The organism is Nostoc sp., from assembly GCF_036917355.1.
Taxonomy (GTDB): Bacteria; Cyanobacteriota; Cyanobacteriia; order Cyanobacteriales; family Nostocaceae; genus Nostoc.
The window spans coordinates 125,509-151,924 of record NZ_JBALDP010000009.1; the positions used below are offsets into that span (position 1 = coordinate 125,509).

The window sequence follows — 26,416 nt, forward strand, 5'->3', positions numbered from 1 at the left end:
TTGACAAATGACTAATGACAAATAACTAATCTATATGAAACCCGGAATAGCCCTCAATTTATGGAAATTACTTTGGCAAGAATACAGTGCCAGGGTCAATCATGCTTGTACCTACCAGCAAATGATTACTACTGCAGGTGGGACTGTTGCCAACGACCACATCGCTTTTCGATCTTTGCGTTTATTAGTAGATACTCCACAAGGTAAACTTAACTTAGGAATTGAATACCTGGGACAACTTGCAGAAGCTTTAGGTTATGTGGCGGCTGGAGAGTATACTTTTGCTCAAACTCATTTGTACGCCCGTCATTATCGTCATCCACAGCAAGAGGAATTTAACTTACCCAAGCTGTTTATCAGCGAGTTAATTGTCGATGAATTGCCTGCTAATATTGCCCAACTCATCTCTAAAACAGTATCTTCAATCCCAAAGGAACTGACCTTACCCCTTACTCTTCTACAAAAAGACGGGAACATTGAAACCATCACCAAACAACTCCAGCAAGTCTTCACCCGCCCCTGGCTACCTCCCCAACATTCGGTTGTTGAAGAGGTGAATCAGGTTACTCAGTATGGGGCTTGGGTGTTGCTGCACGGATATGCTGTCAACCACTTTACAGGCTACATCAACGGACAGAATACCCCAAAATATCCAGACATTGATACTACCGCCAGTGCTTTAGCTAACCTGGGTGTACCAATGAAAGCAGAGATAGAGGGAAATGTTGCTTGTGGTTTGCGGCAAACTGCAACTCAAGCAGTAACGGAAATGGTGACGGTGTTAGATGATAACAGTGGTGCAGAAATTCAGATTCCTTGGACTTATGCCTATTATGAAATTGCCCAGCGCTATCTAGTAGAAGTGGAATCTAAAAAGCAGTTACTTTTCGATGCTTTTTTAGGAAGTAATGCCCAGCAATTATTTGAAATGACTCGTCTATCTAAATAGCCCAGAGTTGTTATACCAATTGAAAAAAAGAATGCGACAAATAGGCCATTTGTAGAGACGCGATTCATCGCGTCTTTACCCAAGGATGTGTTGGAATCATTAATTGAATTGGTATTAGTAAAGGATTCAATATCAAAGTTCCGAGCTAGTAGTTTCGTGTTTCGGAAAAACTACACTTGCAAGACAAAATCTGATGCCGTAAGAGTTGGCGCACCAGTTAGAGTCGCAAATAGACCACCATTGCCAAAACCTGCTGTGCTGCCATTTTGGTTGTAGAACAACTGTCCACTCACAGGATCGTACACAATTTTCGCCGTGCTAGTGCCTGCTAAATTAGTGAGTTGAAAATCATTGGCGTTACTAAAACCATTTCCCGCAACAGAGGTAATGGCACTAAAGAAAGCTATATCCAGTACAATCTTGTCACCTTCAGAACTATTAAAGTCACTAATGGTATTTACTAGAAGAGTAGAAAGTCTGTAAGACTCGTTTTTGTACACAAATATATCAGCACCTGCACCGCCAACGAGAGTATCATAGTCTTCACCACCAATGAGGGTATCATTACCAATGAGAGTATCATTACCAGCGCCGCCTCGTAGCAAATCGTTGCCACTCTTGCCGTTAATGATATCATCACCTCCCTGACCATTAATCACATCATTGGAATTGTAAAAACCCGTGATGTTATTGTTAAGGTCATTGAGGAATGTCACCGTGTTCTTATTAAACAAGTTAGTTTGAGTGGAGTTGGCATCGAAGACATCAAAACTGTCAACGACACTGGTCTGATTATCAAACAGGATATTGCCGATCGCAGCTCTGCTACCTAATACTGGTAAATTATCCAATTGTTCTAGTTGAAAGTCTTGCAGGATGACTTTGGTATTGGCGACATCTTCAAAAGTGACTTCTAAATCGTTACCATTTTGAGTTAATTGCAGATTTCTAGCAGTCAATCCCAATCCTGTAAAGTTCAGCGTGTCAACTTGAGAAATCACCCCTGCTGAAGGATTTGTGCCTTTGCCAATGCCGCCAAAGTCGGTGATGGTGTCGATACCATCGCCAGGGTGAAAGATAAATTTATCTTGACCACCGTTGCCTGTGAGGATGTCGTCACTAGCTTTTCCATCGATAATGTTGTTGTTGACTGTGCCGATGAGGATATCTGCACTCTTAGTTCCCGTGATGAATTTCTGGACAAAACCCAAGGTGGTAGTTGCCACTGCACTGGTATTGCTAAAACTTTGCCCATCATTAACGACAAACTCAATTGTAGTGTTAGCAGTAGCGGCAGCAGTATTGTTGTAGGTAAGGCTGTTAAGAACTTGTTGGTAATTGGCAATGGTATCTGTGCCGCTCAGGGTAAGAGTACCCGTGGTGGGGTTATAGGTAGAAGTGATGTTGCCAATGGCAGTGGCATTGAGACTTTCGGCTGCGCCATCAAAAAGATTAGTAATGGTAATGGTGACACCAGCTAAGGTAGTATTGTTGTCACTTAGGGTGAAATTGCGATCGAGGATGGAGACGGGAGTACCGCTAAAGGTAGTACTAAAATCAATTCCCTCTGAATTGCCGTTGAGGTCGAGTACGGGAGCGCGGTTGCCAAACACTACGTAGCTGTTTTTGTATGAGACATAACCTCCGCTGAAGTCGCCATCTAGCGAGCTGAGAATTAGGTCGTCAATGCCGTCACTGTTGATATCTCCTGCACGGCTGCTGACAGAAGAGCTAAAGAAGCTACCTCTGGGGCCATTGATGGTAAAGCCATTAGTGCCGTTGAGGGTGGAGAGGTCGAGTTGGGGACGAAAACCTTCCTTGCTACCAAACACCACGTAGCTCTCCCCAGAACTCCCTCCTCCCCCGATAATCAGGTCATCCATGCCGTCGCCGTTGATATCTCCCGCGCTGCTGACAGACCTACCTGAGTAGTCAACTATATTAGTGCCGTTGATGACAAAGCCATTAGTACCGTTAAGAGTAGAGAGGTTGAATTGAGCATCAAAACCGCCCTTGCTGCCAAACACCACGTAGCTTTGCCCTGAGAAGTCGCCGTTGGGGCTGGCACTTGGTGCCCCGATAATCAAGTCGTCGATGCCGTCGCCGTTGATGTCTCCGGCACTACTGACAGACCAGCCTAAACGGTCTTCTGGATTGATGCCGTTGATAATAAAGCCATTAGTGCCGTTGAGGGTGGAGAGGTTGAATTGAGCATCAAAATCTTTCTTGCTGCCAAACACCACGTAGCTCTGCCCTGAATTGTATAAGCCGTTGGGGTCGGCAAAGAATGCCCCGATAATCAGGTCGTCGATGCCGTCACCGTTGATATCTTCTGCACTGCTGAGAGACCAGCCTGAGAAGTCACTTTCTTCGATGCCGTTGATGGCAAAGCCATTAGCACCGTTGAGGGTGGAGAGGTTGAATTGGGCATCAAAATCGTCCTTGCTGCCAAACACCACGTAGCTCTGCCCTGAATTAGAGCCGTTAGGGTCGGCAAAGCGTGCCCCGATAATTATGTCGTCGATGCCGTCACCGTTGATGTCTCCCCCACCGCTGACAGAGTAGCCTAAACCGTCACCTTCATTGATGCCGTTGATAGTAAAGCCATTAGTGCCGTTGAGGGTGGAGAGATTGAATTGGGCATCAAAATCGTTCTTGCTGCCAAATACCACATAGCTTTGCCCTGAATAGGAACCGTTGGGCGAGGCTCTAAATGCCCCAATAATCACATCGTCGATGCCGTCACCGTTGATGTCTCCTGCATTACTGACAGAGCCTAAGAAGTCACCTTCATTGATGCCGTTGATAGTAAAGCCATTAGTGCTATTGAGGGTGGAGAGATTGAATTGGGCATCAAAACCGCCTTTGCTGCCAAACACTACGTAGCTCTGCCCTGAATTGTATAAGCCGTTGGGGGAGGCAAGGAATGCCCCGATAATCACATCGTCGATGCCGTCGCTGTTGATGTCTCCCGCATTGCTGACAGAACTTCGTGTACTGTCACCTTTATTGATTTCGTTAATAGCAAAGCCCTGAGTGCTGTTGAGATTCGAAAGGTTAAAAGTTGAATTTGCCATGAGTTCGTCCCTTTATTTCTACAATTAAAAATTTCAACAATCAACAGGGGTTGCCACAGTGGTACAAATCTGAACTTGCCGTTTGCTGTTCTAAGTTGGGAACATCTATGTGTTGGGCAAACTATGCTTGCAAGACAAAATTAGATTCGGTGAGAGTTGGCGCATCAGTTAGAGTTGCAAATAAACCACCACTGCCAAAACCAGCCGCGCTGCCATTTTGGTTGTAGAACAACTGCCCACTCACAGCGTCATAGACAATTTTTGCCGTGCTAGTCCCGGCGGAAGTTGTGATTTGAAAATCACTCTTGTTGCTAAAACCTGTTCCGAGAGTCGAAGCGATCGCACCTGCTCTCTTCTAAAATTGATTTGCATATCTATTAATATTCCTCCGCTTATCCTCTTTGATGCTTCTGTGCTGCCACATCTGACCAATAGCGGTAATTAAATAATTTGCAAGCTTGTAATTCGTAATTAGAAAATTCAATCACGAATTATCATCTGACAATTACGAATTGTGTTGATAGCAGTCTTTTTATGTCAGCTAGCAACTTATTTGACTTTCTAAATAAAAATTATGTTAATAGCCGTTAAATCACTTAAATACTCTTATGAATATCTAAGCATTGTCAAGAGTCTGGGTGTAATTCTGATAAAGTTACAGTGAATTTTAGGAAGTGCTATATGAAGTTTTTGTGTCACCGATAGCCTACCTCTACGGAAAAGCAAGCTACGCGAAGCGTCTTATAGAGAAGCGTTAGTGAGTCTTGTCTGCAAGACGCTCTTGCCTTCGAGCGTCACAGTCCGTCGTAGATATTGCACTCTTTTTACAGATTATGTTGAGGAATGTAGATTGCTTCTTGTAGGGTAATTCAACATTTGCACATTTGTTGAATAAAGTTTGGGTTAAATACAACTTAAACTACAGCGATAGTAATGAAAATAATGATTTAAGTAACCAAAAGGGTGATTTTGTAACAAAAAATCTGGTGTTTGTAACGAAAATAATAAGTTTACTAACCAAAATGATTTTTTATAATCAAAATTTATAATATTTGTTACAAAAATAATGATTTGAGTAACTAAAATGATGCTTTTGTAACGAAAATAACGAGTTTACTAATCAAAATTGCGACTTGATTAACTCAAGTCGCAATGTTTATAACTAAAACCAGGGGTGATGTTCAGAGAATTTCGCGTTTTGCTAAATATTGGTACATCTGCCAACGGGCATCTACTTCAGCTTGGGCTTGTTCTAACAAATGTTTAGCAACGTCAGGTTTACTCTTAGTGAGCATTTTGAAGCGATTTTCTTGATACATCGAATGTTCTACAGATTGCGTAGGCGATCGCATATCTAATTGCAATGGATTTTTACCCTGGTTAAGCAACTCTGGATTATGCCGATACAGTAACCAACGACCTGATTCTACCAAAGTTTTTTGATGATTCATCCCTGTAGTCATATTAATGCCGTGGGCGATGCAATGGCTGTATGCAATAATTATGGATGGGCCATCATAAGCTTCTGCTTCTAAAAATGCTTTCAGAGTATGTTCATCTCTAGCACCAAGGGCCACACTCGCTACGTAGACATTTCCGTAGGTCATGGCAATCATCCCTAAGTCTTTCTTTGGTGCTGGCTTACCACTGGCGGCATATTTAGCAACTGCGGCTCTTGGCGTAGCTTTGGAAGATTGACCGCCTGTATTAGAATACACTTCTGTATCCATCACCAAGATATTGACATTGCGACCACTAGCAATTACATGATCGATACCACCAAAATCGATATCATAAGCCCAACCATCACCGCCAACAATCCAGACACTTTTTCTCACCAAGTAATCTGCAAGGGATTTGAGATTTTTGATTTTTGATTTTAACTTGGGATCGAAAGTTACAATTTCATCTAACTTCTGCTGCAACAGTTCTATTCTTTCGCGCTGTTCCCAAATGTCAGCTTCGGATTTTTGTTCAGCTTTCAGTATGGAACAAACAAGGTTTTCATCTATTTCACTCCCCAACTGTTGCAACAATTCTGCCGCAAACTCAGCTTGTTTATCAAGGGAGAGGCGGAAGCCAAAACCGAATTCGGCGTTATCTTCAAATAAATTATTTGACCACGCCGGGCCGCGTCCTTCGGCGTTGGTTGTCCAAGGAGTTGTGGGAAGATTGCCACCATATATTGAAGAACAACCTGTAGCATTGGCGATGACGGCGCGATCGCCAAACAATTGTGTTAATAATTTTAGATAAGGTGTTTCACCACAACCTGCACAAGCACCAGAGAATTCAAATAAAGGTTCTTGCAGTTGTTGTTGGCGAATCTGGTTTAATTTTAGCGATCGCCTGTCAGGATTAGGTAAACTCAAGAAGAAATCCCAGTTCTTTCGCTCTTGCTCTTGCAATGGCAACTGCTGTGCCATGTTAATCGCTTTCAGCGATGGCTCAGATTTATTTTTAGCAGGGCAGATATTTACACAAATAGTGCATCCCGTGCAATCTTCTGGGGCAACTTGAATGGTAAATTTTTGATTGGCAAAGTCTTTATCTTTTGCACCAGTTGACTTGAAGGTTGCTGGTGCATTAACTAACTCATCGACTTGATAAGCTTTAGCACGGATGGCACTGTGGGGACAAACCATGACGCACTTACCACACTGAACGCATACATCCGGCTCCCACACAGGTATCTCTTCGGCAACGTTACGTTTTTCCCACTTGGCAGTACCTACGGGAAAAGTGCCATCAACTGGTAGTGTGCTAACAGGTAAGTCATCACCTTCCCACACCATGATTTTGCCCAGAACTTCTCGCACAAATTCGGGAGCGGAGTTAAGTGAGGAGTTAGGAGTTAGGAGTGAGGAGTTAGGAATGTGGATTGTCTGTGGGACATCTACTTTATGCAAGTTGTCTAAGGTGTTGTCTACAGCTTGCAAGTTCATGCGGACAACTTCTACACCTTTTTTACCATAGGTTTTTTCAATCGCTTGTTTGATTTTAGCGATCGCTTCTTCTTGCGGCAAGACACCCGCTAAGGCAAAGAAGCATACTTGCATGATGGTGTTAATTCTGCCACCCATACCACTTTCACGGGCAACCTGGCTAGCATTGATTACATATAACTTCAAATGCTTGTCGATAATTTGCTGCTGTACCTTCAACGGCAGATATTCCCAAACGGTATCTGCATTGTATGGACTGTTAAGCAGCAAAGTCGCTCCAGGAATAGCAGCCTTCAAAATATCTATGCGTTCCAGAAATCCCCAGTGATGACAACCAATAAAGTTAGCTTGGTCAATTAAGTATGTGGAGCGAATTGGCTCTTTACCGAAGCGTAGGTGAGAGACGGTCATTGAGCCAGATTTTTTGGAGTCAAAGACAAAGTAGCCTTGGGCGTAATTGTCGGTTTCTTCACCAATAATCTTGATGGAGTTTTTGTTAGCGCCAACTGTACCATCAGCACCTAACCCATAGAACATTGCCCTGACAACATTATCCGATTCTGTAGAGAAGTTAGGGTCAAAGCTAAGAGAAGTGTGAGTAACGTCGTCATTAATCCCAATAGTAAAGTGATTTTTTGGTTTAGCTTGAGCAAGGTTGTCAAAGATGCCCTTCACCATCGCCGGAGTAAATTCTTTAGACGAAAGACCGTAGCGACCACCAACAACTTTGGGCAGAGGGGAATCTAATCCTAATTTCTCCCCTGCTCCCCTGCTCCCCTGGTTACTGAGCGCAGTCGTTGGCGTAGCCTCTCGTAGAGAAGTATGCTCCCCTGCTCCCCACCCTTCATACAAAGCTGTAATGACATCAAGGTAGAGGGGTTCCCCAATGCTACCTGCTTCTTTGGTGCGATCGAGAACTGCGATCGCTTTTACACTAGTTGGTAATACTGCAACAAACCTTTGAACATCAAAGGGGCGGTAAAGTCGCACTTTCACCACGCCAAGTTTTTCACCACGGGCGTTCAGGTAATCTACTGTTTCATGGACGGTTTCACAACCTGAACCCATAAGAACGATAACGCGATCGGCATCCTTAGCACCGTAATATTCATAGATTTTATAATGCCTTCCCGTGCGTTCTCCAAATTCATCCATGATGCGTTGGACAATATCTGGACAGGCGTTGTAATAAGGGTTAGCGCCTTCACGTCCTTGGAAGTAGACATCGGGGTTTTGGGCAGTCCCCCGCAATACTGGACGATCTGGGGTGAGGGCGCGGCTGCGGTGGGCGAGTATTAGGTTATCGTGAATTAGCGATCGCAAATCATTATCTGACAGCAATTTGACTTTCTGCACTTCATGAGAGGTGCGGAAGCCGTCAAAGAAATGCATAAACGAGACTCGCGTCTCTAGGGTAGCAGCATGAGCGATGAGAGCAAAATCTTGACTTTCCTGCACCGAAGCCGAACACAGTAGAGCAAACCCAGTAGCACGAGCTGCCATTACATCGCTATGGTCGCCAAAAATTGATAAAGCATGAGTAGCCAAAGAACGAGCGGCAACGTGAACCACAGCGCTATTCAACTCACCAGCAATTTTGTAGAAATTGGGTATCATCAACAATAATCCCTGAGATGCCGTAAAGGTGGTACTCAGAGAACCTGTTTGCAATGCCCCATGTACAGCACCAGCCGCTCCCCCTTCGCTCTGCATCTGCACGACGCTAGGAATAGTACCCCAGAGGTTGGGACGACTTTCTGCAGACCAAGCATCTGCCCATTCACCCATTGCTGAAGAGGGGGTGATAGGATAAATTGCAATCACTTCATTTAATTTGTAAGCAACACGGGCGACAGCCTCATTCCCATCGATAGTTGCAAAGATTTTGTTCATAACTTGATTTTTGCCCCCGCCTCAATACTGCATTTTCAGAACACGTGAATATAAGAATCAGAAATAGCTAGAATTAGAAAGTGAGTGTATTATATGCATTAAGATTTAGCGGTAGGATTTACTCCGCATTTAAAGGATAATTTATTGATGGTTTTAGGCTCTTAAATTAACTTTCAACCAATACTGCATCTATTAATTATCTCATTTGCAATACTGCATCTATTAATATGCATTAATAATGTACTCAACAATCAAAGTCTCTGTTTGAAAAGACTTTGAGGCAATTTATTCTTTTTTGTGGGGTATAGGGTCGGGAATCTCTGATATATTTTACTTAAAGTTAGAGGTCACTTATTAAGTCAAAATACAATTACTGTAGGACAAACAGAATGAGCAGTAGCTTATTCTGCTTCTCTTACTTAAAATTACTCACAAAATTCAAAAGCAATTTACTATTCAAAGATGACCTCTTTTTTACTTTCTCTGGCAGCAATCTCAGTATTTGGTAGTATTAATCCTAATGGCTTTGCAGTGCAAATTTATCTACTGAGTACGCCGAAACCTGTTATCCGTGTATTAGCTTTTACCTTTGGGGAATATGTTGGACTTTTGATTTCAGGACTGTTAATTGCTTGGGGATTTAGACAAGTAATTCAAGAAGGTTTAAATTATGTTGGTGAGAGTATTTATGTATTGCAATTACTTGCAGGAATAGGACTATTGATTGTCGGATATAACACACCAAAAATTTTTATGCCTTCTACAAAAGCTGTACAACCTCATTCACTCAAGCCACTGTACACTTTTCTTTTAGGTTTTACCATTGTTGCCGTAGAAACTCCAACTGCATTGCCTCATATTGCTGCCCTCCAGCAAATGAATAATGCCCATCTTTCAATCCCAATATTTATATTAATTTGGGCATTGTACGATTTAATTTTTATCTTTCCATTATTGATAATGGTTGCTATCTATCTAGTGTTAAATGACAAAGCTATTAGTTATTTAGAAAAATTTTATTCTAGAATAAATAGTTTGATAAGCAAAATCTTACCCTTTCTTTTGAGTGGGATTGGTTTTTTTTTGATTATCAACAGTCTCATTCAGTTTTTTAGTTAGATAGTTTTTCGTCGTAGCATACTTTATTTCACTTTTTTACATTTTCACCATAAAGTTTAACCAATGGTAAACCTCCATTGGGAATACTACTAAGAAAAAGCTGCTTTATTTCATTTGATTTATATGATAAAAAACAACTCAATACTGCAATGATACTTGATATCAATACTAAACTTAGGTGAACACCCATTGAAATCAAAACCAATGTTAATAATGCAAATATAATAATGCAAATATTACCAAAAGTTTGTACCTTTTCTAGAAAAACCAAAGAATTACGACAACTTGGACAATATTTTGTATGTCTATGCCATCGGTCATATAATTGTTCATCACTCAATTGTTTAACACTGTCTTCTATACACCCTTGCCATGAAGGACTACCTCCAGCAAATTCGTCTAGCCATTTTCTGAAAGTTATAATACCCAGATCAGAGGCAGAAGGCATAAAGTATGCCCTTTGCCATTTTTTATCTAATGATGACTGATTCACTTCCTGGGAATGCATAGCTGATAAATCTTGGTCACTTAGCTGATATGTGGATAAGTGCTGTAACCCAGTTTGTAAATCTTTTGGGAGAATCTCAAACCAAAAATTTCTTTTAACTGAACTTTCATCAGAACTCGACTTGCCAATATACCTACAATAACCTGGTTGCGTAGGAACAAAATACAACTGAAAAATATTAGTTTTGCCGTTTGAGTAACGATATATAGTAGTATTAGAACAGGGTGGAGTAAACTTTCGTATCGCCTCCATATCTTTGTTGAAGAGATTGTAGCCTTGATGTTTGAGAGTAAAACCTTCTTGAGCAGATATTTCTCCAACAGATTCAAAATATTCCATAGGCACAGCTGTTTTAGGTGAAAAAAGACCTATTCCTTCATGAAGAAATTCTGCATGAGAAGGATCAAAAGTACTTTCAACAGACACGATGTAACCAACTGGAACTTCTGTCATCTGCCAGGAGGTGGAAGATATATCTAATTCTGATTCAGGGATGGTAGCTGGCTGCTTTGAGTTACAATCCTCAAAAGCTGTTGAACTATCATCTGGCCATACCCAAAGCAATTCTTGGATAACTTGTGTAGGATATGTTGTAACTCGTGACCTTAAACTATCACAAGCAGTTACTTCTGCTTGGCTACCAGCCAACATGGGAATTTTAGTACATTTTCCTTCACCATTAAAACACCAACCGTGATGTCTACACATTAAGTTTCCATCTTCAGTAATGGTCCCCATAGATAGTCGCACCAACTTATGAGGACAAACATCATCCATTACTATCCACTTGAGATTTTTGTCTCTCCAAATCACCAGTTTTTTCCCCAAAAGAGTGACTGGGGTGGGATTCAAAACATCTAAGTAGCTTAAAGGAATAATAGGATACCACTGTTTAGTCCAGGAAAACTGAGTTGTCATAATAAGAGTTAGCAACCTAATTTATAAAACTATAACAGTAACTTAATTTGGCAATATAACGACTCAAAAATTGGTACTGAATAGCTGGATAAAAGTAGAGTCAATGGCGATCGCATCACATCGACAGCAAAGAAAGCACAATCTGTAAACATCAGAATTTTGTCACTGTCCGGTGCTGATTTAGACAGAATTAACTATTTATTATCGAATAAATCTTTATTATTAAGGATAGTATCTTTACCGCTAGTATATAGAAGCACAGTTAATTGATGTCAATCGAACATACGTTATAAGTTAACATTTTTATATTGTGTAATGAATGTGTGAATTATCACTAAACCTCAAAAAGTATCAAAATTTATTTTGTAATATAATCTTATGTGTTTTTTATTAACTACAATTTATGCCTTATCGGAGAAATTTTTTAAGAAGAGCAGGATATACAACCCTTTCTGCCTTATTAACTATGGGTTTTTTGCAAAAAGATAACCAAAAAGAAAATCAAGGTACGAATACTATTGCAGGAAATTATATAAGTAAAAATTTAAATACTCCTCTTCGGCAATTAGCTGCTGCCAAAGGAAAGCGCTATGGCGCAGCAATTTCTAATGAATTTTTGCAAATAGAGAAAGATTACGCTAACCTTATGGCTCGTGAATGTTCCATTGTGACACCGAACGGTGAATTAAAATGGAATGCTACTGAACCACAGCCAGGAAAATTTACTTTTGAATCAGCAGATGCGATCGCTGATTTCTGCCAAAAGCATAATATAGATATGCATGGGCATACCCTTTTCTGGCACATGGGAAGACCAGACTGGGCAACATACCCTCCTACACTTAAGATGATCGAACGCCATGTTAACGGAGTTATGGGACATTATCGCAATAGTCCCGTTTTAAAGTCTTGGGATATTGCCAATGAAATTATCGCTGATAGTGAAAATGAAACTGATAATGCAACAATCGGTTTGCGTAAAGGGGTAAAACCAGAATTAATTCGAGACTTATTTTTAATTGCCGCTTCAGTTGATAACAGCAAGAAATTTTACCTAAACGATTTTGGCATCGAAGGCACCACATGGAAATCAGAACGTTTCTTAAGAATGGTCGAGTATCTGAAGAATAGTGGCGTTAAAATTGATGGGGCAGGTCTCCAATCACATCTATGGTTTTCTACTGCATATCCTTTTGACGAGAAAGGACTTAATTCGGTGTTAAAACGGCTTAACGATCTTGAAGTGAAACCAATAATTACAGAATTAGATATTATCATTGATACCCCACTACCCGATAGTATCAAAAGCTTAGACCAAATGGTAGCCGATAGTTACAAGCGATATCTTGACCTGTGCTTTGCAGCTAAAGTCGATACTGTGATTACATGGGGACTTAGTGACCGTCATACCTGGATACGTTATCCTGAGTGGATGCCAAGAAAAACCTTTAGAAACAATCCAAGTCTCTGGAAATTTCTGCGTCCGCTTCCCTTCGATGAGAACCTGCAATCTAAACCAGCTCGCAATGCTATAGCCCAGGCATTTCAGGAATCAACTTAATACTCCACTCAGGCATAAATATAGTATTTCCTCAGCAACTGAGGTACACCCAAATCTTGTTTACCAAGCTTAGTAGCTTTGAAAATGTACCTCACTATGCCGGGAACTAATATAGTATTTTTAAGTATTATTCTAAGCAAAATAAATGCAAATACTTTTAGTTATTCACGATTATGAAAGTTGAATAAGACTTCCTGAGTAATCAATCATTAAATCTTAGTACAATATTTCATAAATTCGTGACGAATTGAGCGACTTACTGGTAAGAGTCTGAAAGACTCGATCAAGCTACGAACTTTTGAAATTTCGTACTTATAAATACTAGAAGGTTATTTTTTTTTCGTTTACTTGAGATACTCCAAATTTCTCGTAAAAATAATGTGCCAACAAACCAAGGCTCAAGTAAGTAACGTCTCCAAAGTCTTTTCGGTTCAGATAACAAGCGATACAACCATTCCAACCCCATCTTTCCCATCCAGCGAGGAGGAGTAGGTATTGCTCCTGCTATATAGTCCATACAGGCTCCACTGGTTAAAATAGTGTTGGTATGAAGATGTTCAAGATTTTCGTAAATCCAATACTCTTGGCGTGGCATACCCATTCCCACCATTAATACATGGGGTTTGTAAGCATTAATTGCAGCCACAGTGGCGAGATTTTCTTGACTATCTTTATCTATATCAATATAGCCATGAGCGCAAGCAATCTGTAAACCAGGAAATTTCTGGCATAAAATATTTGCTGCTTTTTCAGCAACTCCTGGCTTTGAACCTAAATAAAATACACGCCAGCCTTTAGTAGCAGCTTCTGCCATCAGAGGCCATACCCAGTCAGCATAGGTTACTCTTTGTTCGCGTTTAATTGGAAAACCCAACAGCTTTCCAATAAACACTAAAGGCATACTATCAATATGTGTATATTCTGCCTTAGAATAAAAAGCTTGCATTTTTAGATCGTTATGGAAGAGATAAAGACTATGTAAGTTGTGATTAGCAATAATCCATTTTTCATCCCGATCAATAGATTCTTCAATCAATGAATTTAAGTCAAGGATAGACAGTGCATCCACTTGAGCACCAATAATTTTATAAGAAAATCGCTTTTTCATATCTTTTTTTTTCTTTTGATAAATATGAGATGTTATCTCAAGGGAAAGGTGAGTATTGTAAAATTAATCAGCAATATTTCAGTACTTTTGTATTGAAATATTGAAATACTTAAATTTTTTAGTTAAAACTATTATTTAAATACAACTAAAAAGCACTTATTCTCATAAGGATGTCTGCGACATTTTGTGCTCTTGCATTCCAGGAATACTTTTCGGTAATTAAAGTATATGCTGTATCTACAAGTGATTGATATTTATCAATATTTGAAACAGCATCCAGTATTGTGTTAGCGACTTCTTCGCTAGAGTATCCTGTTACCAAAAGATGTTCTAAGTTGCGAAATTCTTCTAAACCTCGCAAGCCTTCTGGTGTTGATACAACTAATTTTCTACTAGCAAAATAATCTAGTGCTTTATTGCGAGCGCCACCTGCTACTGCTTGTTTTGAAAATGGCAACAAAGCAATATCTGCATATTTCAGATGGGCAAGAAAATCTTCCCTTTTAGGTAAAAACCCTAAAAAAGAAATGTTAGAGGGTATTGGTTCTGAAATATCATTACTATCCCTACCAATGACAACAAAATGTACTTTTTCTTGATGACTTTCAAGGCATTTAGCGACCTCAGTAGCCATTGATACAGACATATCATTAGTTGGAAATTGAAATGTTTTGGGAGCAATAATAACCACTATTTTAGCTGGTCTGAATGCTTGATAGGGGTCTTTATCTGGAAAAAATTCAGTATTGAGTAAGTCTTCAGTCACTCCATTCCCGATAGAATAAATTTGCTGTGGAGTTTTTCCATACCATTGGGAAATTAGTTTAGGAATTGATTCACCTGCTGCAATAATTGGACTACCAGAGAATATTAAAATTCCCTGAGCAATATATGTCTTAATACATTGTGCAAACTCTTTGAAAGGATTGGCGACTGAAAACAAGCGCATCCAGTATTCATAAGGCGAAAATGTATGAAAATCTAAGACAAGAGAGGAACTACTGTGTTTTTTAAGCTTTAGTGAAATTAAAGCAGCCAATCCAGGTAGTGTTTCTTGAGCATACACAATGTCTGGACAAAACTCGTCGATGCACTTTTCTATGGATTGAATATATGACTTTAAGCCTCTTGAAGCAATAGAAAGAGAAGGTGCATAATCCACAGATGAACAATCTAAACCTAGCTGAAAAACATCAAAATGTTTAGTAAGATATTTTCCTAGATAAAAAGGTCTAGTAAATGCACCAAATGGTTGACTAGAATCAAGAGTTGAGACAATTAGTAAGCGTTTACCCATAATAATGATTGCTGATTACTATTTTATAATTTGAAATTACATTTGTCAAATTATTAAGATACGTTATAACTTATCCAAATATCATCTACCAATGACTCTCGTGCAAGTATTAAACTTCTGAGCCAGTTTGATTAATATCTTCAGAAAAGGTAGGAGAGGTAGCCAAGTCTTTGTAACCAATAATTGCTCTGATATAAGGTAAAAACCAGTAAAATATCCAGAATGGCCCAGAGTGTCTGCTACAAAATATAGTCCATGATTTTAATGGAAATCCTTTAATTTGTAGTATTTTTTTCAAGCGTTCTAATAGATTTAAGTTGGTATCTGCCCAACTATTGCGGATAGAATTTTTAGTACAAGTACCAATATACCCAGGAGCTACCCATATTTTACAACCCAATTTACGCGCTCTCAGGGCATAATCTAAATCTCCTAAACTATGAACAAAAGCTGTATCAATATTGCCAACTTTGGCGGCAACACTTTTAGGAATTAACACGCAGTTACCATACATAGCATCGCATTCTTGTATATCGGAGCTTGGTTCTAAAAATTCAAATTTATTAGAATACCACTTTTTAGATTTTACTGCTCCTCCATAAGTTGCTTTTCCTGTAATTGAGTCTTTAGTTGAACCAACTACAATTGAGTCTGGATAACCAAGTTCTGTCAAATTTTGATGAACCTGTAATAGTTTACTCACAGCATTGGCTTCCAGAAATGTGTCATCATTCAACCACAGATAATAATCATATTGATATTTGATTGCCTCACTAAAAGCTAGATGCATTCCTCCCACCCAAAATAAATTGCCATCACCTTGAAGAATTTGTACTTCTGGATATTCTGCTTTAACAGCCTCTGTAGTCCCATCAGAACTTCCATCATCAGTTAAATAAACATCACAATATTTTTTTTGCTGATATAAAGCATTTAGACAGGTAAGAGTTGTATTCCGTCTGTTATAACATGTCATAATTACAGCTATATTCGCTTTATTCATCTCATTATCCTCCTAATAATATATACAATAATAGTTCATCTAAATAATAGATTTAGATATGTTTTTGTTTGATTTTATTTATAATCTCCATTATCAAACTTTCACTTTTCATATATCGTGATGTCAGTTTAAAACTTAACCATGTTTTCTATCCATCCACTGAAATTAATATCTAAGTTAAAGCTTTTTAGTTTTTGTTCCATTCTTCTGACTTCTAACAAATATCTATGCCAAACTGATACACGAGGCATATTAAGTCTGACAACCTCTACAGATAACCATTGATATTTATTTGAATTGACATTAAAATTTTTCAATCTTTTTATTTGTCTATACCAATCGTTATAAAAAAATAAGTTGAAATAATGAATGGAAACAATATCATCCCAATGTTTAATTTTTAGTTCTTTTGATAAACGGTTATGTAAAGGTAATGGATAACTATAATTAGGGGGAAGATGTTCAACGTTTTCTTCCAAGGCACATAAAGTTACAGACAAAACAGACTGCTCAACAAAATAAATACCTTGAGGAGGAGTAATATCCAAGCGCATTACTTTTTCAAAGTTCTCTTTCCAAGTTGTAAATATACCTGCACTCCTTCTTACAGCAACCAAACCAGAATTCCAGTATGCTCTGATTCTTTTATTACCAATAGGTGTGTCAACAAATATCTCACGCTTTACTCCCAGTACTTCATATAGTTTTTGCCAATACCATTCTTGAGGATCTTGCAGACCTGTAGAACCAATTCCTTGACCATACTCAGGACGCATCCGTACATTACAATCTACGGGCAATAAAAATTCTTTTGGTTCAGAAAAAAAGCATTTGTCACTGTCTAAAAAAACCAATATTTCTGCATCGATATTTTGTTCTGCATAGGCACAAACTAGGGGCTTATTAGCTAAATAATATTCATGAAATTCTCGATTTATGGGAATTTGTTGATGAATCACCTGCAATGCTTCAAAGGCCTGTTGGGTTTGTTTTAAAATTGGTTCACCTACTCTAGGATGAAAACTATATATAGGTGTATTTTTCAATTCGCCGCAGAACTTACGAATACTTTCTGCAAGCATCAAAGATTGACCTTCTAAACGACCAGGTTCTGTACAAATTATAAAAGCTATAGGTATTGACATATTATGAAGTATTGATTTACTAAGTTAATTACTCAATGAAGATTTCTTTGCTATCATCAATATTTCCTGAAACAAGGCTGAATAACGACGTGCTTGAAGTTCCAGGGTAAATTCTTGCTCGGCTTTCTCACGAGCATAAAATGACAGTTTTTGCAACCTTTGTTCATTTTCAAGAACCCAGGTAATTCCTTTGCCAAAATCCTCAACTTCATAAGGTTTAGCCAAATAGCCGTTCTGCTGATGATCGACAATATCTTTTAAGCCAGTAGAATTAAACGCCACAACTGGAGTACCACAAGCGAATGATTCTGAAGCTGTCTGTCCAAAAGATTCTTGAAGAGATGGTACAAGCATTACATCAGCAGCTGAGTAAACAGTTGCTAAAGATATAGCATCATGTAAGTGTCCCAAATAGTGGGTTTTGAAGCCTAAATCAGGTGGATTTTCGGGTTGAGATGCTCCAAAAATCACAACTTCCAAGTCATTCTTCCAGCCAGATTTACTCAATTCTTGTAAAGCTGGTTGCAACAAATGAAATCCTTTATTTCTATCGCTTGTTGCTTCTATCGCTCCAAAGAGTATCAGTTTTTTATCTTGAGGTAGATTGAGTGCTTCTCGTGCAAAATGTTGATTAATCGGTCGATATTTTTGAGTATCTAATCCGTGGGAAATTACCTCAATTCGCAAATTCTGGAATAAAGAGCTAGAACGAGCACACTCTGCTAACCAAGAACTTGGTGAAACCAGAGTTAAATTTAAATTTTTCCAGGCTTTTACTTTGCGCTGCCATACCCAACGAGATAGATCCCACTCATTACCACTGCTGAGTTGAGGACAAGTCCCACAGGATACTTTGTAGCGATCGCATTCTCCAGTAACGTGACATCCTCCAGTAAACCCCCACATATCATGGAGAGTCCAAACTAGAGGACGCTTCAGTTTAGCAAAGGTTTCTATTTGCATAAAACCTCCGCTAATCCAATGCAGATTGATTATATCTGGATTAATCTGAGCAACTTTCGGAATAACTCTATCTGGCAACCATTGAGTAAAAAATGGAGTATTTTTCTTTTGGCGATAAAGTTTTAATGGTAAACTTTCAACTGTCAACTTTGCCTTGGCAATACCTTGAAACAGCCTAATTTTAGGTGCAATTACTGTTTTATCATTACTATATTTTTCATGAACTAACATTTGTGACTGTAGTCCTATATCCTGTAAACCTGTATGTAAACGATATGCAGCCCTCGCTGCACCGCCATTAATATCATGGGTACTAATATGTAAAATTTTCATTTTTATTAACTTAACGATCAATAAAACTATTTATGACTGCCATAAAAACTAATTGATTAAAATATTTTTACGATTTCGTTGATATTCAACAGTCAAAGATAATGACGTGGTGACATACATTAACCAATTCCAGCTAGGAGTTAATAATCTTGCTTCTGAAAAATTAACTATGACTATAATAATTAGCATCTGCATTGGCCAATAATCTTCCGGCTTTTTAGCGACAGAAATAATTCGAGTCAATGCCATTACGAAAAACCGGACAAACCCTGCTGCAAAAGTCAAAAACCCTAAAAATCCTAATTCTAACAATAATTCTAAAAAACCATTATGGGCGTTACTTGCCCAATCGTAAGTAGCTCTTAATTTGGATGCAGCATTACTAGTCCAAAATCCCGAAAATCCATAACCTAACCAAGGTCTTTCCAAAATCTTAGAAATTACTAGCTCCCAGAGGTCAGAGCGTCCATTGAAGGTAAGGTCTTTACCAGAAGTACCAACTACAGTTTCGGCATTATTGAGAAGTAATATTGAAGAAATCATCAGTAACATCAAAGTTGAAGTGATCGTAATAACTTGTAATTTATAATTAGTTTTCTTCAGGGATCTATAGAAAGGTAAAAGTAATATCATTGTCAATAAAATCGTTAAAGACGTTGTTGAACGTGAAAGGATAATTAGACATATAGATATCCCACATAGTGCCCACATCAACCAGCGATATCGATGGCCACTAAGAGCCAGGTGCAAAAAAACTCCTGCACTCCAAGCCATCATGTAACCTAATTCATTTTTATGACCATAAATTCCACTCCACATACCTAGTAATTCAGGTGATTCGTGAATATAACCTGGTACGAATGCAGAAAATAACATAGATAATGATGCAGCTATGCCAAGTGCCCAAGCTATCAGCTTAATTTGTTCCTTAAGGGAATAACGCATTGCTAAATAGATTGCAAGAAAATATATGCGGATTAGACCTCTTAGATAAGTAAGACTAGAACTTAGGTCTTCTGACCATAAAAGAGAAAATATAACTATTGCTAGTAGAAAAAACTGTAATGGACTTCTAGTAATTACATAAAGAAAACCTTTCCAGTATAAAATTAAGAAATAAAATAGGATTAAATATGAAACTATATTGAACAAAGTATCTAGCTTATCACCTCCAAGCGTAGACATAGAAACTTCTTGCGCAGGGTGTATTGTTAATGCCCCTACAGCAATGAGTAATAGCAAGATAGTTAATATTTTTTCTGTTAATTTTACTTTCATTTGGGATATTTAACTAATCTATTTTTTTATCGCTGAGTAATTCAATCTTTTCTTAACTTCTTCTTTAAAAATGTCCAATGTAGTTGCTTTATAGACTGTTTTCTGTGTAAAGTTATCTGCTTCTACATGCCTGACAATAAATGGTGGATGCTTTAAGGGAAATTCTATTGCTTGCATCGGCATATTGATGAAGGAAAATTCTTGATTTGAAGTAAAATGAGTTGCGTCTACACCAACACCAACATTAGAGATTAAATTGACATTGGGAATAATACTTAAGCTTCCCTGCATCCAACAAGCAAATGTCCATTGGTAATCCCAGGTTATACCTGTAGGATTGTCATAAACAGATTGAAATATTCGTTGCCAAGAATTTACCGCTTTTTGGTCTACAAGAATGTCGTGTAAAAGGTTTTCTGCTTGCACCTCTTTCCAGAGTTTAATAGTCAAATCATAATGTTGCCAAGCACGTCTCCAACTTGCCCAACCCCAGCAGTGGTTGTAACGAGAAAAATAGTAACTGTAATTTGTACGTTTTTGTCCAAGTTGAAGATTTTGAGCAGAGATTGTGGCGATTCTGGTATCATTTCTATATTTTTCCAGCAGTTCTTGACTAAACCTGAAAAAAGTTGGGTGAGGAATACAATCATCTTCTAAAATAATTGTCTCTTCAACATTATTAAATACCCAATCTAAACCACTTGATACCCGTTTTGCGCAACCTAAGTTGATATCAGAATAATTCTTAATTACTTCACAATCCCAATCAACTCTCTCAATAATTGCCCTAGTCGCTTCGCATTTTTCTGCCTCACCTTCGCGGTCAGTGCGGGGTCCATCTGCAATTACAAAAAGTTTTGTTGGCTTGGCTTGGCGAATAGCCTCAAAAACTTTTTCTGTTGTTTGGGGGCGTTTAAAAATAATGAAAGTTACTGGTGTTTGCATCATATAAAAGTTAAATAATAACGATTAGTTTTTGTAAAAATGAATAAGCGATCGCATCTGAATTTTAAATAACTTTTGTGTTCTTGAATCAAATGCGTTACATATAAAAGCAGCAGCAGCTTGAGATATTATTGTTGCGATCGCAGCTCCAAGTCCTGCATATTTAGGAATAAGTAATAAATTGAGAATAATGTTTAGTATAGCTCCAAATAAAGTCTTACCTAAAGAAACGTGGTTCAAACCTTCAGCAATAAACCAAGGTGATGTTGCAAGACCCATAAATACAAACAAAGAAGTCCAAATATGAACTGCTAATATTGGTCCTGCTTCTGCATATCCACTTCCAAACATCACCATAATTATCTTGTCAGATAAAAAGGACATAGGAAGAGCAATTGCTAAAGATATACATGTCATAAGACTGAGTAATTGTCCTATTCGCTGATAGTAAAGACTTTCTGATTTTTCCTTGGCGGCATAGATTGCTGGAGCAACAGAAGAAACAATAGCCCCCGGAATAAAATACCAAATTTCAGAAACACGTACAGCCGCAGAATAAATACCAACTTCACTATCTCCGATCATTTGACCTAACATCACCTGATCTATTCTCATAAAAATCATGATGGCGAACCCCGAAAAAATTAGAGGTAAACTCTCTTTCAGAAGAGTTTTGGCAGCCGCAATGCTCCAACGCCATAACCACAATGAAGACCCTTTGACTTGGTAAACAATTAGTAAGCCAATTGCACTCATTGCAAATTCTGCTAATGTTACCAACGCAAAAGCTAGCAACGGTGCTTTTGTTAAAATCAGTGCGATTTTGATGAGAGTATTTAGCAGAAACGCCGTGTTTTTAGCGATTACAGTATATTTTGACTGCACCTGTGATTGAAACCATAGTTCAATAGTATCAGATGCCCTAAAAACTCCTGCTATTCCTAAAATTGCAACTAACCATATCTTTAGTGTTTCATGCTCACCTAAGAAAAACATCGTGCTAACTGCTAATAAAACAGAAGCAATTCCACCCAAAAATTTTAGCCAAAAAGTAGTTCCTAAAATTTCCTCTTTGTTTGATGATTGACGAACAAGATGGCGAACTACTACGTCATCTAGTCCGAGAGTAAAAATGGGGCTGAATAAGGCAACAAAAGCTAAAGCATAGTTAAATAGACCATACTGTTTTACTCCTAAATAACGTGCTACCCATACTCCTACAATCAAGCTTGCACCCATACGTAGAATGCGATCGGCAAATAACCAACCTGTATTAGCAATAATTGCACGCAGCCCAGAACGAGATTTAAATTTCGATAAGTTTTTAATTTTTAATTTGCTTAACATTCTTTTTATGAATTAATCACATGCAATTATTTATATTTATCAATCTCTCTCATGCAACTTCTTCATTTTTTCAAATACAAAATAAAGTGTATTTATTCAGTAACTCACATTCTTGAGCGCTTACAAGGTTTTTAATTTACCACTAATCAAAATTTTCAAAAAATAGCTAAACAAGAAAATAATACCCTTGATTTTCCAATAAAAACTATGCTCAAATAAAAATATTATTTTCAAATAACTAACAAAATCCTGATATTTTGGGCATGATATTGTTTGTAGCTCATTAAGAGATGTAAATGCTAAGAATAATGGGGAGCTAAAATTATTTTTTTGCAGAATGTAATTAAACAGGGAATTGCGTTTCCAGAATCTTTTGTATTCATAGTTTTTGTCTACATCTAAAAAGTTCTTATTATGATACTGGTTATTTTCATGTATTCTATACATCACTAAAGGTTTAGACATATAAAACTTTTTAGCCCCCACCAAAGAAGCTCCCCATACTAAACAGTCATCAGCCCTTACACGCCAATCTTCTAAATTTGGAATAGGTAAAAATTTTCGGACTATTTCTCTACGTATTGATAATGTTGAAGTTATGGAACCAATCCATTCACCATTATATAAAGTTCTAATTACTGAATAACCCAAATCTAAATCAACTGCATCGTCTTGAAATGTCCCTTCTACTGCTCCAAATTTTTTATAAGCACAAAATACAAAATCACATTCACTGCGTCTATTGTAAAAGTTTAGGGCATTTTCTAAATACTGAGGGTCATAAATATCATCAGCATCTAAAAAAAATATAATGTCACCAGTAGCAGCTAAAAAACCTTCATTAAAAGATGATAATTGTCCTTGATTTTGTTCTTTCAAGATAGATTTAACATTAGCTACTTGAGTAAAGTTCTTGATAATTTCCGCCGAATTATCTGTGGATGCATCATCAACAATGATAATTTCATCAAATGTAACAGTCTGATTTAAAGCGCTATCAATTGCTTCAGAGAGAAATGGAGCATAATTGTAATTATTAATTAAGCAAGAAGTTTTGATTTTAGTTTTATCCATTATTCCTACAGTCACAAAATTAGGTTTAGATGGTTGTAGTGATGGTAGCTTTTACATTTTATAAGAGAACTTAACGCTCTTTGCGAAATTTAGTTAAACTGCTAGAAGATACTAAATCTTGTTCGATTTGTCGTTTTTTATTGTCATAAAAATAATTATTAGGTTCGTTTTTAGTATTCACACCATTGATGACTATCCCTAATACCTTCTGACCTGACTGAGTTAAAAACTCTTTAGCTGCATTTGCACTGTTCAAGTCAACCACTCCAGGACGAACGACTAATAAGATACCGTCAGTCAAAGTGCTTAAAACAGCGGCATCTGCTATTCCTGATAGTGGAGGAGTATCAAATATCACAAAGTCGTAATCTCTCCCAAAGTTACTAATTAATGCCGCCATACGTTGAGAATCTAGCATTGCCACTGGATTTGGAGGCAAAACTCCAGAAGTAAGAACTTCTAAATTAGGCATTACTTCCTTAACAACTGTATCTAAAGAAGCTTGATTGATTATGATATTACTTAGTCCCATTGTATTTGTTAGCCCCCAGATATGATGCTGTATGGGATGACGCATATCTGCATCCACCAACAACACCCTACGCCCCGCCTGAGCCATAGTCACAGCTAAATTTGCAGATACGTCAGACTTTCCTTCTTTGGCAACGGAACTTGTAATTACAATGCTTTTTAGCGGTTTATCAGAACAGAGAAACTTCAAGTTCACTTGTAGTATTTGATATGCATTACCAACAGGGAAATAAGGAATATCTCTGCCAATAACTTTGGGAATAGCTCTATCCAGTCCTGGTATAGAAGAATGATCTCTACCATTTCTACTTTGTGTAGGAATCACTCCCAAAACACTGTATCTTAAGACTTCTTTAGCTTCTTTGACGGTCTTCACTGAGCGGTCTATCAAGTCTAAAGTAAAGGCGACAATGATACCTAAGAAAAAACCAACTCCTGCTCCACCAATAATAAACAGCATTTTCCGAGGCCCTTCTGCTTTATCAGGGATTAAAGCATAGGAAATAACACGAGCATTAGGAATCTTTTGATTTTGTGCAATATCAATCTCTTGGCGTTTCTTTAAGAGTGTTTCGTAAGTCGTTTGAGCTGCTTGCAGTTTCCGTTCTAGCTCTCGTTGACTTTGTTCTAGCCTTGGCAAATTATTTGCTCGTTTGATATAGGCATTTTGCTGTTGTTTGAGTGTGGCAATTTGTCTCTCCAGACCAACCCGTTCTGCCTGAGCACGAGTAATATCTGCAATTAGGCTTTGCCGCAGTTGTCCAACCTGTAAACTTCCCTGTGTTATCTGCGCTCCACCAGCTACTTGTCCTGTCCGCTCTTTTAACAAATTCTTAAGAGCTAAGACTTTTTCTTCTAAGTTAGTAATTGTAGGGTGTTCAGGTGAAAAACGGGTACGCTCTATTGCTAGTTTGCTTTCTGTTTCTTGGAGTTCAGCAAGCACTTTCTGAACTCCAGGTGCTTGACTCAATTCAGATTCAATTACCCCTTGCCGTGAATCTACCTGAGCTTCACTGCTTAACTGTTCTAGACGGCCCTTCACATCATCTAGTTGAGCTAAAGCTTGAGAAATTTGGTTTCCTAACTTAGAAATGGTATCGACTGCTGCGGCTGCTTCTTGTTCTAGAACAACAACTTTATTCGTTTCTTTAAATAGCCGCAGTTTTGATTCGGCTCTTCTGACAACTTCCTCAGCTTTAGGCACTTCCGTTACAAGAACTTGTTTGGCTGTCCGCGCTTCATTCTGATTAGCCTTGATATTTAGATCGATATAACTGTCAATAACTTCATTAACGATTTTGGCAGCTAGTTCTGGATCGCCACCTTTGTAAGAAAGTTGTACAACATCAGTGCCTTTAATTCCTTCTATTTTTAGTTGTTTTGCCAAATCGGGAATCGAGAGCAGTTTACCTTGACTATCTTTAAGGTTGAGGGAATTAATCGTTTTCTCAATTACTGGATTCGATCCAATAACTCTCACCTGAGTTTCCAGGGGATTGTCGTTCACATTCAAAGCTTCTAGGCGTCCTATGTCATCCGGTAAGCCCGTAAGTGAGGAAGAGCGATTTGTTTTAATCATCAAACTTCCTTCTGCCTTGTATGAAGGTTTTAATGAAAAGGCATATAAGCATCCAAGGCTAACAGATATGGCGAAAATTCCAACTAGAGGTAGCCAACGCCGTTGAAGAACTTCTAAGTATTTCTGAATATTTACTTCTTCAAAATTTGGTAAAGATTCCATCGTCATAATATATGTAAACTTTTATAAAAAGACTATTTACTTACAGCAGATTGTTCTCAGAATTTGGACTACAGTGCTAATTAAGTTTACCTTGTGATATTAATATTTGCGTTGATTTGTAGCTAATAATTTCCTGCTGAGGTTCTTCAATATCTGAAGTTAACTAATAGTTTTGCAAGCCGCGATTTTAACTTAGGTTGATATTCTAATGAGAGCAAAAACGGGATAAATTACAATTTTATCCCTGATTTAGTCGCTTTCCATTTTTGGGGCTTAATTTTGGTTAATTTCATTTTGTGTTACTACTAATGCAAGTATTGATTAGTAAGCTAACAATCACTATCATATTCTGTGAGAACACTGAATTATATAACTTTACAAAAAATTTATACAATATACTAATATATTCACTCTCGGTTTGATGATTTTGAAAAGACAAGAGGAGTTAATTCGTTCAGGGTAAGGAATAGAACAATTGTGCCATTCTATAAGCAATGGAAGCACTTCAGAGATAGTCTTTGGACAGTGAAAACAGATACCTATAAAGACTGGATGAATCTTTACATAAGCTACTTCAAAACTTTAATTATCAATTAATTCTTGCTTTAAATAATAGTCAATTTTGGGAATAATACGGGACTGGCATCATAAAATTGTATGATTTGAGTATTGAACCCATAA

19 protein-coding genes are annotated in these 26,416 nt (G+C 38.0%); 3 read left to right on the top strand and 16 right to left on the bottom strand.

All coding sequences use genetic code 11. The annotated features are described in order from the left end of the window. Positions 1-34 precede the first annotated feature (34 nt). Positions 35-949: a DUF1338 domain-containing protein gene (locus tag V7K53_RS02580; RefSeq protein ID WP_335196093.1), complete on the top strand. Its 915-nt coding sequence runs from the start codon at positions 35-37 to the stop codon at positions 947-949. A 170-nt stretch (positions 950-1,119) separates the two neighbouring features. Here V7K53_RS02580 and V7K53_RS02585 read toward each other — a convergent pair whose 3' ends face one another. The 4 genes from V7K53_RS02585 to nifJ form a co-directional block, all read right to left on the bottom strand. Continuing rightward, positions 1,120-4,026, bottom strand: coding sequence for a beta strand repeat-containing protein (locus tag V7K53_RS02585; protein WP_335196094.1), 2,907 nt, complete (start codon positions 4,024-4,026; stop codon positions 1,120-1,122). Positions 4,027-4,147: 121 nt separating this feature from the next. Then, a complete protein-coding gene (locus V7K53_RS02590) occupies positions 4,148-4,270 on the bottom strand; it encodes a hypothetical protein (RefSeq protein WP_335196095.1) in 123 nt (40 codons plus the stop codon). Continuing rightward, positions 4,267-4,398 (bottom strand): hypothetical protein, encoded by a 132-nt coding sequence (locus V7K53_RS02595; RefSeq protein WP_335196096.1) that lies wholly within the window; start codon positions 4,396-4,398, stop codon positions 4,267-4,269. The genes V7K53_RS02590 and V7K53_RS02595 overlap by 4 nt, the downstream gene beginning before the upstream one ends. 809 nt (positions 4,399-5,207) lie before the next feature. Continuing rightward, the gene (gene nifJ, locus V7K53_RS02600; RefSeq protein WP_335196097.1) at positions 5,208-8,864 is read right to left on the bottom strand and encodes a pyruvate:ferredoxin (flavodoxin) oxidoreductase; all 3,657 of its coding nucleotides are present in this window, start codon (positions 8,862-8,864) and stop codon (positions 5,208-5,210) included. Between the two features lie 462 nt (positions 8,865-9,326). Here nifJ and V7K53_RS02605 point away from each other — a divergent pair, with 462 nt between their 5' ends. Next, on the top strand, positions 9,327-9,983 hold the full coding sequence (locus V7K53_RS02605; protein WP_335196098.1) for a GAP family protein: 657 nt from the start codon (positions 9,327-9,329) through the stop codon (positions 9,981-9,983). Positions 9,984-10,011: 28 nt separating this feature from the next. Here V7K53_RS02605 and V7K53_RS02610 read toward each other — a convergent pair whose 3' ends face one another. Together V7K53_RS02610 and V7K53_RS02615 are read right to left on the bottom strand one after the other, a co-directional pair. Further along, complete coding sequence (locus tag V7K53_RS02610) at positions 10,012-11,409, bottom strand: aromatic ring-hydroxylating dioxygenase subunit alpha (RefSeq protein ID WP_335196099.1); 1,398 nt, start codon at positions 11,407-11,409, stop codon at positions 10,012-10,014. Between the two features lie 29 nt (positions 11,410-11,438). Next, the gene (locus V7K53_RS02615; RefSeq protein ID WP_335196100.1) at positions 11,439-11,561 is read right to left on the bottom strand and encodes a hypothetical protein; all 123 of its coding nucleotides are present in this window, start codon (positions 11,559-11,561) and stop codon (positions 11,439-11,441) included. A 314-nt stretch (positions 11,562-11,875) separates the two neighbouring features. On the opposite strand from V7K53_RS02615, the gene V7K53_RS02620 reads away from it, so the two are divergent. After that, a complete protein-coding gene (locus tag V7K53_RS02620) occupies positions 11,876-12,970 on the top strand; it encodes an endo-1,4-beta-xylanase (RefSeq protein WP_335196101.1) in 1,095 nt (364 codons plus the stop codon). A gap of 283 nt (positions 12,971-13,253) precedes the next feature. On the opposite strand, the gene V7K53_RS02625 is transcribed toward V7K53_RS02620, so the two are convergent. The 10 genes from V7K53_RS02625 to V7K53_RS02670 form a co-directional block, all read right to left on the bottom strand. Next, complete coding sequence (locus tag V7K53_RS02625) at positions 13,254-14,078, bottom strand: WecB/TagA/CpsF family glycosyltransferase (RefSeq protein WP_335196102.1); 825 nt, start codon at positions 14,076-14,078, stop codon at positions 13,254-13,256. A gap of 145 nt (positions 14,079-14,223) precedes the next feature. Next, complete coding sequence (locus V7K53_RS02630) at positions 14,224-15,375, bottom strand: glycosyltransferase family 4 protein (RefSeq protein ID WP_335196103.1); 1,152 nt, start codon at positions 15,373-15,375, stop codon at positions 14,224-14,226. A gap of 109 nt (positions 15,376-15,484) precedes the next feature. Beyond that, complete coding sequence (locus V7K53_RS02635; RefSeq protein WP_335196104.1) at positions 15,485-16,378, bottom strand: glycosyltransferase family 2 protein; 894 nt, start codon at positions 16,376-16,378, stop codon at positions 15,485-15,487. 128 nt (positions 16,379-16,506) lie between these two features. Continuing rightward, entirely contained in the window at positions 16,507-17,523 is a 1,017-nt protein-coding gene (locus tag V7K53_RS02640) for a hypothetical protein (RefSeq protein WP_335196105.1), read from the bottom strand. Positions 17,524-17,547: 24 nt separating this feature from the next. After that, positions 17,548-18,819 (bottom strand): glycosyltransferase family 4 protein, encoded by a 1,272-nt coding sequence (locus V7K53_RS02645; protein WP_335196106.1) that lies wholly within the window; start codon positions 18,817-18,819, stop codon positions 17,548-17,550. 48 nt (positions 18,820-18,867) lie between these two features. Continuing rightward, positions 18,868-20,097, bottom strand: a complete 1,230-nt coding sequence (locus V7K53_RS02650; RefSeq protein WP_335196107.1) for an O-antigen ligase family protein — start codon at positions 20,095-20,097, stop codon at positions 18,868-18,870. 18 nt (positions 20,098-20,115) lie between these two features. After that, positions 20,116-21,042: a glycosyltransferase family 2 protein gene (locus V7K53_RS02655; protein ID WP_335196143.1), complete on the bottom strand. Its 927-nt coding sequence runs from the start codon at positions 21,040-21,042 to the stop codon at positions 20,116-20,118. Positions 21,043-21,066: 24 nt separating this feature from the next. Further along, positions 21,067-22,389, bottom strand: a complete 1,323-nt coding sequence (locus V7K53_RS02660) for a flippase (protein ID WP_335196108.1) — start codon at positions 22,387-22,389, stop codon at positions 21,067-21,069. A gap of 120 nt (positions 22,390-22,509) precedes the next feature. Then, positions 22,510-23,463 (bottom strand): glycosyltransferase family 2 protein, encoded by a 954-nt coding sequence (locus V7K53_RS02665; RefSeq protein ID WP_335196109.1) that lies wholly within the window; start codon positions 23,461-23,463, stop codon positions 22,510-22,512. 70 nt (positions 23,464-23,533) lie between these two features. Then, positions 23,534-25,741, bottom strand: coding sequence for a GumC family protein (locus tag V7K53_RS02670; RefSeq protein ID WP_335196110.1), 2,208 nt, complete (start codon positions 25,739-25,741; stop codon positions 23,534-23,536). Between the last annotated feature and the right edge of the window lie 675 nt (positions 25,742-26,416).